This window comes from Variovorax ginsengisoli (genome assembly GCF_030811835.1).
Lineage (GTDB): Bacteria > Pseudomonadota > Gammaproteobacteria > Burkholderiales > Burkholderiaceae_C > Variovorax > Variovorax ginsengisoli_C.
Genome location: NZ_JAUSRO010000016.1, coordinates 18,498 through 31,423, shown reverse-complemented (window position 1 = coordinate 31,423; position 12,926 = coordinate 18,498). Strand labels below are relative to the sequence as shown.

The following is a 12,926-nucleotide window of genomic DNA, read 5'->3' as shown; positions in this document are numbered from 1 at the left end:
TTCACCAGTAAGATTTCGGGTTTGCCGAACACTGCCGGCGCCCTTGCTCCACCAGAGAAGGCGCGGCCTGATCGGCGCTTTTCGCAGCTTCCGGCCCCTGGCCTTCCCCATGCAATTCAACTACATCGCCAACGCCGACGTGCCCTCCTCGTCCGGCCGCACCCTTCCCGTCGTCGACCCGTCGGACGGCCAGCAGTTCGATGAACTGCAGCGCAGCAACGCCGCCGACATCGACGACGCCGTGCGGGCGGCGCGCGACTGTTTCGACGGCGTATGGCACAAGGTCAGCGCGGCCGACCGGGGTCGCCTGCTCTACAAGCTGTCTCAGAAGATCGCCGACCACGTCGACGAGCTCACGGCCCTGGAACAGAGTGACTGCGGCAAGCCGGTCAAGCAGGCGCGGGCCGACGCGCTGGCACTGGTGCGCTACTTCGAGTTCTATGCCGGCGCCTGCGACAAGCTGCACGGAGAGACCATTCCATACCTCGACGGTTACAGCGTGATGACCTGGCGCGAACCGCACGGCGTCACGGGCCACATCATTCCGTGGAACTACCCGATGCAGATCTTCGGGCGCAGCGTAGGGGGTGCCTTGGCGGCCGGCAATGTGTGCGTGGTCAAGCCGGCGGAAGATGCCTGCCTGTCGCTCATCCGCGTGGCACAGCTCGCCGCAGAGGTCGGCTTTCCAGCCGGCGCGCTCAACATCGTGACGGGCTACGGCCATGAGGTCGGCGACGCGCTCGCGCGCCACGTCGGCATCGACCACATCAGCTTCACCGGCAGTCCATCGGTGGGCACGCTGATCCAGCAGGTCGCCGCGCAGCGCCATTGCCCGGTCACGCTCGAGCTGGGCGGCAAAAGCCCGCAGATCATCTTCGCCGATGCCGACCTGGGTGCCGCCGTGCCGGCGCTGGTCAACGCGATCGTGCAGAACGCGGGCCAGACCTGCTCGGCCGGCTCGCGGGTGCTGATCCAGCGCGACATCTACGAATTGCTGCTCGAACGCCTGGGCAACGCCTTTGCCGCACTGCGCGTCGGCCCGGCGGCCATGGACCTCGACGTCGGCCCCCTCATCCGGCAGACGCAGCAGCAGCGCGTATGGGACTTTCTCTCGGACGCGCAAGTCGCTGGCATCCCGATGGTGGCGCAGGGCGTGGTGGTTGACGAAGCGCCGGAAACCGGCTTCTACCAGGCGCCCACGCTGCTGCGCGATGTGCCGGTGGACCACCGCCTTGCGCAGGAAGAAGTGTTCGGCCCCGTGCTCGCCGCCATGGCCTTCGGCGACGAAGACGAAGCGGTGGCCATGGCCAACGCCACCCAGTTCGGCCTGGTTGCCGGCGTCTGGACGAACGACGGCGGCCGCCAGTTCCGCATGGCCAAGCGTGTGCGAGCCGGCCAGGTCTTCATCAACAACTATGGTGCCGGCGGCGGCGTCGAATTGCCGTTCGGCGGCGTGAAGTCTTCCGGCTATGGCCGAGAAAAGGGCTTTGAAGCACTGTACGGCTTCACCACCCTGAAGACTGTCGCGATCAAGCACGGCTGATCCCCGGGCCCCGCGGCGCTGCCCCATGCAGTGCCGCAGGGTCGCAGGATCAGGCTCAACCGAGCGCCGTGTCCAGCAGCATCATCAACACGAAGCCGATCATCAGGCCGCCGGTCGCAAAGGCCTCATGGCCCTTGCGATGCGATTCGGGAATGATCTCGTGGCTGATGACGAACAGCATTGCGCCCGCTGCGAAGCCAAGGCCCCAGGGCAGCAAAGCGGCCGAGTAGCCAACGATGGCGGCACCGAAAACCGCACCCAGCGGCTCCACCAGCCCCGACGCCATGCCCAGCGCAACGGCAAAGCTACGTTTGTAGCCCGCCGCCAGCAGCGCGACGGCGACCACCAGCCCTTCGGGCACGTCCTGGATGGCAATGCCCGTGGCCAGCGCGTTGGCGCGCAAGCCTTCGTTGCCCGCGTAACCGACGCCGATGGCCAAGCCTTCGGGCAGGTTGTGCAGTGCAATTGCAAAGACGAAAAGCCAGGTGCGCCGCAACTTCTGCGCCGACTGCCCTTCGCGCCCCTTGATGAAATGTTCGTGCGGCAGCACGCGGTCCATCAGGAGCAGCGCGAGCCCGCCCATCAGGATGGCCACACCGATGATGCTGCCAGCCGCCCAGGGACCGCCACCGAAGGTGCCACCGGTTCGCGCGGCCTCCAGCCCGGGAATGACCAGCGAGAACGCGCAGGCGGCCAGCATGACGCCTGCGCCGAATCCGTACAGTGTGTCCTGCACCCGGTCGGACAGCCGCTGCGAGAACAGCACCGGCAATGTACCGAGCGCCGTCGCCAGCGCGGCCACGCAGCCGCCGAGAAAGGCGTCCTGCACCACGGAATCGTGGCGCACGAAGCGCGCGAAAGCCGACACGGTGATGAGTACGCCAGCCGCCACGATGGCCCATCCGAGCCACTCGCGAAGGGGGCGGGGCCGCCTCGGCGCAGCCATGATCGGTGGCTCTTCGATGTCCATCAGCCCGTATCCTCAACCGCCAGCGGCAGCGTAACGACGAGCCACTTCAGCCCAGTCCACGACGTTATAGAACGCGGCAATGTACTCAGGGCGGCGATTCTGATACTTCAGGTAGTAGGCGTGCTCCCACACATCCAGACCGAGGATGGGCGTGTGGCCCGATCCAATACCCACCATCAGGGGGCTGTCCTGATTGCCGGAACTCTCGACACTCAGCACGCCGGCCGGCGTCACGCACAGCCAGGCCCAGCCGCTGCCGAATCGCGTCAGCGCCGCCTGTGTGAATGCCTTCTTGAACGCTTCGAACCCACCCAGTTGAGCATCGATCGCGTCGGCCAACGCACCCGACGGCAACCCTCCGCCCTGGGGCGACATCACGCGCCAGAAGAGACTGTGGTTGGCATGGCCGCCCCCGTTGTTGCGCACCGGCGCGCGCAATTTCTCAGGCAGGCTCTCGACCTGGGCAATCAGGGCTTCGATCGGCAGTTCTGCGTAGTCGGTGCCCTCCAGCGCCACGTTCAGGTTGGTCACGTAGGTCTGGTGATGGCGCGTGTGATGGATCTCCATCGTCTGCGCGTCGATGTGCGGCTCCAGGGCATCGTAGGCATAGGCAAGCGTGGGAAGGGTGTGCGGCATTGGTTCCTGTTCCTGTGACAACCCTTTGCGTGAAACAGGATCTGCGTACTCGGGTCATTAGATGATATTGATTCTTATTTAGATCGTCCACCAGTTTTTATGGCGCCGCCAAACCCGTCGCACGGCAACGTGACAGACGATCGGTTAAATTGCACTTCACGCGATGATCGAGACTTCCATTTCCCTTGCCGATATCGGCCGTGCACAGCGTGCCGCCCTGCCCCCGGACGTCCACGTCGCGGCCACCGGGCAGCTTTCGGACCGGCTCGGCCGACCATTGACCGACCTGCGCATCAGCGTGACGGATCGGTGCAACTTCCGTTGCAGCTACTGCATGCCCAAGGAAGTGTTCGACAAGGACTACCAGTACCTGCCCCACGCGGCGCTGCTGAGCTTCGAGGAAATCACCCGGCTGGCACGGCTTTTCGCTGCGCACGGTGTGCGCAAGATCCGGCTGACCGGCGGCGAGCCGCTGCTGCGCAAGAACATCGAGGCGCTGATCGAACAGCTTGCCGCGTTGCGTACGGTCGACGGCTTGCCACTGGACCTCACGCTCACCACCAACGGCTCGCTCCTTGCCCGCAAGGCCCGTGCGCTGAAGGCGGCCGGCCTGCAGCGCGTCACGGTCAGCCTGGATGGGCTGGACGACGCCGTGTTCCGGGGCATGAACGACGTCGACTTTCCAGTGGCCGACGTGCTGCACGGCATCGAGGCCGCGCGCGACGTCGGGCTGGGGCCGATCAAGATCAACATGGTGGTCAAGCGCGGCACCAATGACCAGGAGATTCTGCCGATGGCGCGCCATTTCCGCGCGCACTACGGTGGCACCGCAATCCTGCGCTTCATCGAATACATGGATGTGGGCGCCACCAATGGCTGGCGCATGGACGAGGTGCTGCCCTCGGCCGAGGTGGTGCGGCGCATCGGCGCCGAACTGCCACTGGTACCGCTTGAAGCCAGCGCGCCCGGCGAGACCGCGCAGCGCTGGGCCTACGCCGATGGCGGCGGCGAGATCGGCGTCATCAGCAGCGTCACGCAAGCGTTCTGCCACGACTGCAGCCGCGCACGCCTGTCGACCGAGGGACGGCTTTATCTGTGCCTGTTCGCCAACCAGGGGCACGACCTGCGCCCCTTGCTGCGCGATGGCGCGAGCGACGCCGACATCCTCTCGCGCATCGGCCAGGTCTGGCAGGGTCGGTCCGACCGCTACTCCGAACTGCGTGCCCTGCGCGGCCCCGACACGGCCAGTGCCACGGCGCCCCGACGCGTCGAAATGAGCTACATCGGCGGATGACTGGATTCGCTCTGCCAGCCACCTCGCATACGACACCATGACGACCCACTCCCCCATTTCGGCCTCCGACATCACGGGCATCGTTCTCGCGGGAGGACGCGGCACCCGCATGGGCGGTGTCGACAAGGGCCTGCAAAGTTTCAACGGCACCCCGCTTGCCATGAACGCCTTGCTGCGCCTGGGCATGCAGGTCGGCGAGGTCATGATCAACGCCAACCGCAACCTGGCGGCTTATGAGTCCTTCGGTGCGCCGGTATGGCCCGACGGTCTGGCCGACTACGCAGGGCCGCTCGCTGGCGTACTGACCGGGCTGGAGCGCTGCGAGACGCCCTACCTGCTCACGGTGCCCTGCGATTCGCCGATGTTCCCGCTCGACATGGCCGCCCGTCTGGCCGCAGCACTGGTCGCCGAAGACGCCGAAATCGCCATGGTCAGCGCACCCGAGCCAGGCCCGCAGGGCGGTGCGCCGGTGTTGCGGACACAGCCGGTGTTCTGCCTGCTGTCGACTGCGCTGCTGGAAAGCCTGTCGCGCTTCACCCAGGATGGGGGCCGAAAGATCGACGCATGGACGGCGCAGCATCGCACGGTGGTCGTGCCCTTCGACCGGCCGACGGACGCGCCCGAGGCCTTCTTCAACGCGAACACGCTCGCTGAACTGCATGCGCTCGAAGCGCAGCAACCTCTGAAATGAGCCGCATCCAAGACATTGCGGCCGCACTGGCCGGCTACGATCCACAGGCGCTTGACGTCGACGGCGTATGGACCTTCCTGCGCGAACTGGTGGCGCCTGCCGTCGTTCAGGAAACACAGGACGTGGCGCTCTTCGACGCGCTCGGCCGTGTCCTGGCTAGCGACGTGATCTCACCCTTCGACGTCCCCCCGCACGACAACTCCGCCATGGACGGCTTTGCCTTCGACGGCGCGCGGCTCGATGGCGTCAGCGGCGATCTCACCCTGCGCGTGATCGGCACGGCGCTGGCCGGCGCCGCCTGGCGTGGCACGGTCGCCGCGGGCGAGGCCCTCAGGATCATGACGGGCGCGGTGATGCCGGCCGGGCTGGACACCGTGGTGCCCCAGGAGTTCTGCCATGTCGCCGACGGCACGGTGCGCTTTCCGGCCAGCGCGCTGCGCCGTGGCGACAACCGCCGTTTCGCGGGCGAAGACCTCCAGGCAGGCACGGCTGCGCTGCACGCCGGCACCCGCGTGACGCCTGCCGCGCTGGGGCTGCTTGCAAGCCTGGGGTTGCCGCGCGTGACGGTCAGGCGCCGCCTGCGGGTGGCTTACTTCTCCACGGGCGACGAGATTCTGAGCCTGGGCGACACGCCCCGCGAAGGTGCCGTGTACGACAGCAACCGCTACACGGTGTTCGGGCTGCTCACGCGACTGGGCTGCGAGGTGATCGACCTGGGCATGGTGCGCGACGACCCGACTGCGCTCGAGGCCACCCTGCAGCGCGCAGCGCGTGAGGCCGACGCCATCGTCACCAGCGGCGGCGTGAGCGTAGGCGAAGCCGACCACACGCGCGCCGTCATGCAGCGGCTGGGCGACATGGCCTTCTGGCGCATCGCGATGCGACCGGGTCGGCCCATGGCCGTCGGCTTGATCGGCGGCAACCCATCGCACAGCGCCGTGCTGTTCGGCCTGCCGGGCAACCCGGTGGCGGTGATGGTCACGTTCCTGGCGTTCGTGCGGCCCGCGTTGCTCCAGATGATGGGCTGCAATATCGCCGATGCCGCGCCACCACCGCTGCTCAGGGCACGCAGCGCAGGTGCCATCCGCAAGAAACCCGGCCGCACCGAATACCAGCGCGGCTTCGTTCAGCAGGTGCCCGGCGCCCTGCCCGAGGTGCGCATTGCCGGCAACCAGGGGTCGGGCGTGCTCAGCTCGATGGTTGCGGCCAACGGGCTGGTGGTGCTGCACCACGGCCAGCACAGCGTGGCCGCGGGCGATGAAGTCGACGTGATGATGTTCGACGGCTGCATCTGAGCCAGGCTCAGGCGCGCCCCAGCGCCTTGTCCACGCCCTTGTTGGCGAGCGCATCGGCGTGCTCGTTGCCCGGATCGCCAGAGTGGCCCTTGACCCAGCGCCATTCGATCTGGTGACCGCCTTCGGACACCAGCTTGTCCAGCCGCTGCCAGAGCTCGACGTTCTTCACCGGCTGCTTGGTCGATGTCCGCCAGCCCTTGGCCTTCCAGCCATGGATCCATTCGGTGATGCCCTGGCGCACGTACTGGCTGTCCAGGTAGAGCACCACCTTGCACGGCCGCTTGAGCGCGGCCAGGCCCTCGATCACGGCCTGCAGTTCCATGCGGTTGTTGGTGGTGTTCAGTTCGCCGCCGAACAGGTCCTTCTCGAAACTGCCCGACTTGAGCCAGGCGCCCCAGCCGCCTGGCCCTGGATTGCCCTTGCAGGCGCCATCGGTGTAAATCTGTACCTCGTTCAACTGCCGTTTCCTTCCTTGTGTGTGCGTGGAGTATCGCGCCCTACGCGACCGGCCACGGGCACCGACGCCGTCGCACGCTGGGCGGCACGACGCCATTCGGCGCTCAGCAGCCGCATGCCACGCACACGTTTGACGGCCACGAGGAAATAGGCGGCGCCAAAGATCGGCCACCAGCGCTCGCCGGCACGATCGAGCCAGCGGCTGCGTTCCAGCCAGGCATCGCTGCGCGCGGCAGGACGGTAGATGCCGAAACGGCCCGATTCCACCTCGAATCCCAACAGTCGCAGCCAATCGCGCATCCGCCAGTAGCCGATGAGGCTGGCCGCTTCGGGCAGATACGACTCGCCCATGCCCAGGCGACGATAGAGAAGCGAGCGCCGTTGCCGCATCCCCCAGAGGCTGGCCGGGTTAAGGCCGCAAATCACCACGCGGCCTTCGGGCACCAGCACCCGCTCGACCTCGCGCAGCGTGGTGTGTGGATCAGGACTCAACTCCAAGGTGTGCGGCAGCACCACCAGGTCAAGGCTGTTGGCCTGGAACGGAAGTGCGGCAAAGTCGGTGACCAGGGCCGCCGCGCGCGAAGACGCATCGGGCTCGGACAGGGCGAGCCACCGGTGCGGCATGCGGTTGGTACGCAACGCATCCACTGCCGGCACGCCCAACTGGAGCGCGTGATAGCCGAACACATCCGCCACCGCCTGGTCGAACTGCGCCTGCTCCCACGCCAGCAGGTAGCGGCCGGGGGGGGTCTCGAACCAACCCTGCAAACTTATAATTTGACCGCTCATGACCCTCGTTCCGCTGCCCGCTTTCAACGACAACTACATCTGGATGCTGCTAGACGGTTCCCACGCGATCGTGGTGGACCCGGGCGACGCACAACCGGTATGGGCCGCGCTCATGCGCGACCGGCTGCAGTTGGCCGCGATTCTAGTCACCCACCATCACGCCGATCACACGGGCGGGGTCGCGGCCTTGCGCGAGGCCACGGGTGCGCCGGTATTCGGCCCGGCCGGCGAAAACATTCCCGAGCCGTTCACGCCGCTGGCGCAGGGTGACATTGCCGAGGCCCTGGGCCTGCGCTTCGAGGTCATCGACACGCCCGGACACACCGCCGGCCACATCGCCTTTTTCCTGCCGTCACGCGATGGCCAAGCGCCCTTGCTCTTTTGCGGCGACACGCTTTTCTCCGGCGGCTGCGGAAGGCTGTTCGAGGGCACGCCCGCGCAAATGCTGGCGTCGCTCGACGCGCTGGGATCGCTGCCCGGCGACACGCAGGTGTGTTGTGCCCACGAATACACACTTTCTAACCTGCGATTCGCCCAGGCCGTGGAACCGGCCAACACCGAATTGACTCAGTACTTGGCGCAGTGCGAGGCACTGCGCGCCCTCGGTCGACCCACGCTGCCTTCGCAGCTTGCGATCGAGCACCTCATCAACCCCTTTCTTCGCAGCCGCGAAGCCTCCGTGCTTCGAGCCGTGCAGGCGCATGCCCACCTGGCCGCCGATGCGGGCGAGGCCGACGTGTTTGCGGCACTGCGCCAATGGAAAAACGACTTTCGATGAAACTATTCAATGCAGCCCTGCTGGTCAGTGCCCTGGTGCTGACCGGTTGCGCCAGCACCACCAACGACCCCTCCCTTCCCCCTGCGGGCGCCGTCGGCAGTGCGCCCGGACAAGCTGCACCGGTCTATCCGGGCGGGTCGCTCACCCCCATCACCTCGGGGACGACCGGCTCGCGCAACGTGCTCACCCTGGCACCGCCCACCGACATGTGGGACCGCATCCGCCGAGGCTTCAAGATGCCGGACCTGCAGAACGATCTGGTGACCGACCGCGAGCAGTGGTATGCGAGCCGGCCCGACTACATCCAGCGCATGACCGAGCGCTCGAACAAATACATCTTTCACATCGTCGAAGAACTCGAGCGGCGCAACATGCCCACCGAACTGGCGCTGCTGCCGTACATCGAAAGCGCATTCAACCCGCAGGCAGTCTCCAGCGCGCGTGCTGCGGGCATGTGGCAGTTCATGCCCGCCACAGGCTCCGACTTCGACCTCAAGCAGAACATCTTTCGCGACGATCGCCGTGACGTGCTCGCCTCCACGCGCGCCGCGCTCGACTACCTGCAAAAGCTCTACGGCATGTTCGGTGACTGGCAGCTCGCCCTGGCGGCCTACAACTGGGGCGAAGGCAGCGTGAGCCGCGCCATTGCAAAGAACCAGCGCGCCGGGCTGCCCACGACCTACAGCGACTTGAACATGCCTGCCGAAACGCGGCTCTACGTTCCCAAGCTGCAGGCGGTAAAGAACATCGTGGCCGACCCGCAGCGCTATGGTGTCGACCTGCCGGTCATCGCCAACCACCCCTACTTCCAGAGCGTCGACCTCACACGCGACCTGGACGTCGAACTCGCCGCCAAGCTCGCGGACGTGCGCATCGAAGACTTCCGCGCGCTCAACCCGGCGGCACACAAGCCGGTGCTGCTCGCCGCGGGCACCCCGCAGATCCTGCTGCCATGGGACAACGCCGCGGTGTTCCGCCGCAACTTCGAAGCCTATACCCAGGGGCAGTACGCGAGCTGGACCGCGTGGACGGTGCCCGGCACCATGACGGTGGCCGACGCCGCCCAACGCTCCGGCATGAGCGAAAACGACCTGCGCGCCATCAATGCCATCCCGCCGCGCATGCTCATCAAGGCCGGCTCGACCCTGATCGTGCCGCGTGGCGCGCGGGTGCAGGAGGACGTCGATGCGCTGGTCGCCGACACGGGGCATCTGAGCTTCCAGCCCGAGATCGTCACGCGCCGCACGGTCGTCAAGGCCGGTCGCAACGACAGCGTGTCGAGCATCGCACGCCGCTTTCGCGTGAGCCCCGCGAACGTGGCCGAGTGGAACGATGTCAAGGCGAACCACGCGTTCCCGCGCGGGCTCGACGTGGTGGTCTATCTGCCGGTGCGCGCCGCCGCAGCTGCCTCGCGCGCCAACGCCAGTACCGGCTCGCCCAGAGGTGTAGGGGCCAAGGCGCCTCCGAGCAAGCGCGTGGCAGCAACCCGGGCCAGCGCGTCTGCCCGCAGCGCAGCGCCGGTGCGCAGCACAGCGGCAGCCAAGTCGCAGGTCGTTCGTCAGCCACGCGGCGGCGCGGCGACCAAGCAAAAACGCTGAGCAAAAAACGCGGCCGGACCGCATGAGCGAGCGGCCGGCCGTTCTTCAGAATTTTTCGGTCTCGCCGCTGCGGGGCTGCCACTTCATGAGCCGCCGCTCGATGAGCCCGACCAGCCCGTCGAGCACCAGCGCAAAGGCGGTCAGCACGACGATGCCGGCGAACACGGTGTTCACGTCGAAGGTGCCCTCTGCCTGCAGGATGAGATAGCCGACGCCGCGCGCCGAGCCCAGGTACTCGCCCACCACTGCGCCGACGAAAGCCAAGCCCACGGCCGTGTGCAGACTCGAAAACACCCAGCTGGTCGCGCTCGGCAGGTACACGGTGCGCAGCAACTGACGCTGGTTGGCGCCCAGCATGCGCGCGTTGGCCAGCACCACCGGACTCACTTCGCGCACCCCCTGGTAGACGTTGAAAAACACGATGAAAAACACCAGCGTGACCGCCAGCGCGACCTTGCTCCAGATGCCCAGCCCGAACCACAAGGCAAAAATGGGCGCGAGAATCACGCGTGGCATCGAGTTGGCAGCCTTGAGGTAGGGGTCGAGGATCAGGCTGGCCGTGGGTGCGAGTGCCAGCCAGAGGCCGCAGGCCAGGCCCAGGGCCGTGCCGATGCCGAAAGCCAGCACGGTCTCCAGCAACGTGGTGCCCAGATGCAGGTACACATCGGCATTGCCCTTGAGTCCTTCAGGGAAGAGCGCGTTCGCTGGCACGTCGAAAGGCAGGAACCAGCTCCAGATGCGACCTGCCACCTGAATGGGCTCGCCCAAGAAGAACGCAAACTGAGGGTTGCGCGAGGCCAGATGCCAAGCGGCCAGCAGCAGTACCAGCAGGCCGATCTGCCAGGCGCGGGCCGTGCGCTCGGTCGGTCGCCACATCTCAGGCCGCCTTTCTGCGCTGCTGGGCATAGCCCTTGAGCACCTCGTCACGCAGCACGTTCCATATCTGCGTATGCAACGCCACGAAGCGCGGATGGGTACGGACCCCGGCCACGTCGCGCGGACGCGGCAGGTCGATCAAGAACTCGCCGATCGGATGCGTCGCCGGCCCGGCCGACAGCACCACCACCCGGTCGCTCATGGCGATGGCCTCATCCAGGTCGTGGGTGATGAAGAGCACGGCCTTGCGGCGAGCGGCCCAAAGGTCGAGCACCTCGTTTTCCATCAACTGCCGCGTCTGCACGTCGAGTGCACTGAAGGGCTCGTCCATCAGGATGATGTCGGGGTCGAGCACGAGTGTCTGGGCGAGCGCCACGCGCTTGCGCATGCCGCCGGAGAGCTGGTGCGGATAGCGGTCGCCGAAGCCCGACAGCCCGACACGCGAAAGCCAGCGCTCGGCCTCCGCCCGCGCGTCGGCGTCCGGCATGCCACGGTACTGCAGGCCGACGCACACATTGTCGAGCGTGCTGCGCCAGGGCATCAGTGCCTCGGTCTGGAACATGTAGCCCGCGCGCCGGTTGATGCCCGCGAGCACCTCGCCGAACACCTTCACCGTGCCTGAAGACGGTGCAAGCAGCCCCGCACCCACATTCAGCAGCGTGGACTTGCCGCACCCCGTCGGCCCGACCACCGACACGAACTCGCCAGCGCGAATGCGCAGCGTGGTGTCGGCCACGGCGGTGTAACGCTGCGCGGGATCGTCCTTGGAGACGAAGGTGCAGTCGATGTCGAGGAGTTCGAGCGCGTACGCGTCGGCAGAGGATGGCGAAAGTTGCATGGCGGTCGCGAGACGGTCGGACGTGCGGCACGGGGACGTGCAACGCCGACGGGGCCTCAGGCTTTGAACCTGTCCTTGGCGCGTTGCGCGAATGCGTTGGTGTAGGTCTTCGAAAGGTCGATCCTGTCGGCCTTCACGCTCGTGTCGAAACTGGCAATGGCCGCGAGCGCGGTCTTCGGTCCATCGGCCGGAATGAGGCCGTCGGTGGCAATGGATTCGCGCACCTTGTCGAAGGATGCGAGGTACAGCGCACGGTCTCCCAGCAGAAAGGTCTCCGGCACGGTCTTGATGATGTCGCCCGGCCCTGCCGTCTGCAGCCATTTGAGCCCACGCACGATGGCATTGGCCAGCGCCTGGCAGGTGTTCGGGTTCTTCTGCACGAACTCGACGGAAGCGTACAGGCAGGCCGCCGGCATCGCGCCGCCGAAGACGTCTTGGGTGCCCTTGAGCGTGCGCGTGTCGCTGATGATCTTCACGTCGCCTTTCTGCTCGAGCATGGTCATCACCGGGTCGGTGTTGCTGATGGCGTCGATTTGGCCGGAGCGCATGGCCGTCAGTGCGCCGGCGGCCACGCCCACGCCGATGAAGCTCACGTCGCTCGCCTTCAGGCCGCCGCGCGACAGCAGCAGATTGGCCACCATGTTGGTCGAGGATCCAGGGGCGGACACACCGATCTTGCGGCCCTTGAGGTCGGCGATGCCGGCGTAACCGGGCATGGTCTTGGTCGACACCCCCACCGCGATCTGCGGCGCACGGCCTTCGAGCACGAAGGCCTGGAAGAACTGGTTCTTGGCCTGCAGGTTGATGGTGTGTTCATACGCGCCCGAACAGACGTCGGCCGAACCGCCCACCACGGCCTGCAGTGCACGCGCGCCTCCGGCGAAATCGGAAATCTCGATGTCCAGACCTTCGGCCTTGAAGTACCCGAGCTGCTCGGAGATGGTCAACGGCAGATAGTAGAACGCTGCCTTGCCACCCACCGCGATCGAGATCTTGGTTTTCTCGAGCTTGGCCTGTGCCCACACATGTGGCACCGCAATGGTTGCAGCGCCAATCGCCGCAAGGGAGGTGAAGGTACGGCGATTGAGCATGAGGCGTTTCCCTGGCGCAGAGTTGTTCTTGCGTTCCAGCTTAGGCGGGGGCTACCCTGCCCTGCATCGGG

13 protein-coding genes are annotated in these 12,926 nt (G+C 66.6%); 6 read left to right on the top strand and 7 right to left on the bottom strand.

The window, feature by feature from the left end; genetic code table 11:
- The first annotated feature begins 109 nt into the window (after window positions 1–109).
- Window positions 110–1,543: an aldehyde dehydrogenase family protein gene (locus J2W36_RS21735; RefSeq protein ID WP_307691860.1), complete on the top strand. Its 1,434-nt coding sequence runs from the start codon at window positions 110–112 to the stop codon at window positions 1,541–1,543.
- Between the two features lie 55 nt (window positions 1,544–1,598).
- Here the strand turns inward: J2W36_RS21735 and J2W36_RS21730 are convergent, their stop codons facing one another.
- Both J2W36_RS21730 and J2W36_RS21725 read right to left on the bottom strand, forming a co-directional pair.
- Entirely contained in the window at window positions 1,599–2,513 is a 915-nt protein-coding gene (locus J2W36_RS21730; protein ID WP_307691859.1) for a ZIP family metal transporter, read from the bottom strand.
- Between the two features lie 12 nt (window positions 2,514–2,525).
- A complete protein-coding gene (locus J2W36_RS21725) occupies window positions 2,526–3,149 on the bottom strand; it encodes a superoxide dismutase (RefSeq protein WP_307691858.1) in 624 nt (207 codons plus the stop codon).
- Window positions 3,150–3,312: 163 nt separating this feature from the next.
- Here J2W36_RS21725 and moaA point away from each other — a divergent pair, with 163 nt between their 5' ends.
- The 3 genes from moaA to moeA are packed head-to-tail and all read left to right on the top strand — an operon-like array spanning window position 3,313 to window position 6,429.
- Entirely contained in the window at window positions 3,313–4,443 is a 1,131-nt protein-coding gene (gene moaA / locus J2W36_RS21720) for a GTP 3',8-cyclase MoaA (protein WP_307691857.1), read from the top strand.
- A gap of 37 nt (window positions 4,444–4,480) precedes the next feature.
- Window positions 4,481–5,134, top strand: coding sequence for a molybdenum cofactor guanylyltransferase MobA (mobA, locus tag J2W36_RS21715; RefSeq protein ID WP_307691856.1), 654 nt, complete (start codon window positions 4,481–4,483; stop codon window positions 5,132–5,134).
- Window positions 5,131–6,429: a molybdopterin molybdotransferase MoeA gene (gene moeA / locus J2W36_RS21710; protein ID WP_307691855.1), complete on the top strand. Its 1,299-nt coding sequence runs from the start codon at window positions 5,131–5,133 to the stop codon at window positions 6,427–6,429. The genes mobA and moeA overlap by 4 nt, the downstream gene beginning before the upstream one ends.
- A 7-nt stretch (window positions 6,430–6,436) precedes the next feature.
- On the opposite strand, the gene rnhA is transcribed toward moeA, so the two are convergent.
- Both rnhA and J2W36_RS21700 read right to left on the bottom strand, forming a co-directional pair.
- Window positions 6,437–6,886 (bottom strand): ribonuclease HI, encoded by a 450-nt coding sequence (gene rnhA / locus J2W36_RS21705; protein WP_307691854.1) that lies wholly within the window; start codon window positions 6,884–6,886, stop codon window positions 6,437–6,439.
- Window positions 6,883–7,653, bottom strand: a complete 771-nt coding sequence (locus J2W36_RS21700; protein WP_307691973.1) for a class I SAM-dependent methyltransferase — start codon at window positions 7,651–7,653, stop codon at window positions 6,883–6,885. The genes rnhA and J2W36_RS21700 overlap by 4 nt, the downstream gene beginning before the upstream one ends.
- Before the next feature lie 19 nt (window positions 7,654–7,672).
- Here J2W36_RS21700 and gloB point away from each other — a divergent pair, with 19 nt between their 5' ends.
- Both gloB and J2W36_RS21690 read left to right on the top strand, forming a co-directional pair.
- Complete coding sequence (gene gloB / locus J2W36_RS21695; protein WP_307691853.1) at window positions 7,673–8,452, top strand: hydroxyacylglutathione hydrolase; 780 nt, start codon at window positions 7,673–7,675, stop codon at window positions 8,450–8,452.
- Entirely contained in the window at window positions 8,449–10,050 is a 1,602-nt protein-coding gene (locus J2W36_RS21690; protein WP_307691852.1) for a transglycosylase SLT domain-containing protein, read from the top strand. Before gloB ends, J2W36_RS21690 begins: the two co-directional genes overlap by 4 nt.
- A gap of 45 nt (window positions 10,051–10,095) precedes the next feature.
- Here the strand turns inward: J2W36_RS21690 and J2W36_RS21685 are convergent, their stop codons facing one another.
- The 3 genes from J2W36_RS21685 to J2W36_RS21675 are packed head-to-tail and all read right to left on the bottom strand — an operon-like array spanning window position 10,096 to window position 12,855.
- Entirely contained in the window at window positions 10,096–10,926 is an 831-nt protein-coding gene (locus J2W36_RS21685; protein ID WP_307691851.1) for an ABC transporter permease, read from the bottom strand.
- Window position 10,927: 1 nt separating this feature from the next.
- Window positions 10,928–11,764, bottom strand: coding sequence for an ABC transporter ATP-binding protein (locus J2W36_RS21680; RefSeq protein ID WP_307691850.1), 837 nt, complete (start codon window positions 11,762–11,764; stop codon window positions 10,928–10,930).
- Window positions 11,765–11,820: 56 nt separating this feature from the next.
- Window positions 11,821–12,855: an ABC transporter substrate-binding protein gene (locus J2W36_RS21675; RefSeq protein ID WP_307691849.1), complete on the bottom strand. Its 1,035-nt coding sequence runs from the start codon at window positions 12,853–12,855 to the stop codon at window positions 11,821–11,823.
- Window positions 12,856–12,926: the final 71 nt, after the last annotated feature.

Bases quoted from the DNA above. Each gene is read 5' to 3' on its own strand.
- J2W36_RS21735 (WP_307691860.1), top strand. From the start codon at position 110: ATGCAATTCAACTACATCGCCAACGCCGACGTGCCCTCCTCGTCCGGC.
- J2W36_RS21730 (WP_307691859.1), bottom strand. From the start codon at position 2,513: ATGGACATCGAAGAGCCACCGATCATGGCTGCGCCGAGGCGGCCCCGC.
- J2W36_RS21725 (WP_307691858.1), bottom strand. From the start codon at position 3,149: ATGCCGCACACCCTTCCCACGCTTGCCTATGCCTACGATGCCCTGGAG.
- moaA (WP_307691857.1), top strand. From the start codon at position 3,313: ATGATCGAGACTTCCATTTCCCTTGCCGATATCGGCCGTGCACAGCGT.
- mobA (WP_307691856.1), top strand. From the start codon at position 4,481: ATGACGACCCACTCCCCCATTTCGGCCTCCGACATCACGGGCATCGTT.
- moeA (WP_307691855.1), top strand. From the start codon at position 5,131: ATGAGCCGCATCCAAGACATTGCGGCCGCACTGGCCGGCTACGATCCA.
- gloB (WP_307691853.1), top strand. From the start codon at position 7,673: ATGACCCTCGTTCCGCTGCCCGCTTTCAACGACAACTACATCTGGATG.
- J2W36_RS21690 (WP_307691852.1), top strand. From the start codon at position 8,449: ATGAAACTATTCAATGCAGCCCTGCTGGTCAGTGCCCTGGTGCTGACC.
- J2W36_RS21685 (WP_307691851.1), bottom strand. From the start codon at position 10,926: ATGTGGCGACCGACCGAGCGCACGGCCCGCGCCTGGCAGATCGGCCTG.
- J2W36_RS21680 (WP_307691850.1), bottom strand. From the start codon at position 11,764: ATGCAACTTTCGCCATCCTCTGCCGACGCGTACGCGCTCGAACTCCTC.
- J2W36_RS21675 (WP_307691849.1), bottom strand. From the start codon at position 12,855: ATGCTCAATCGCCGTACCTTCACCTCCCTTGCGGCGATTGGCGCTGCA.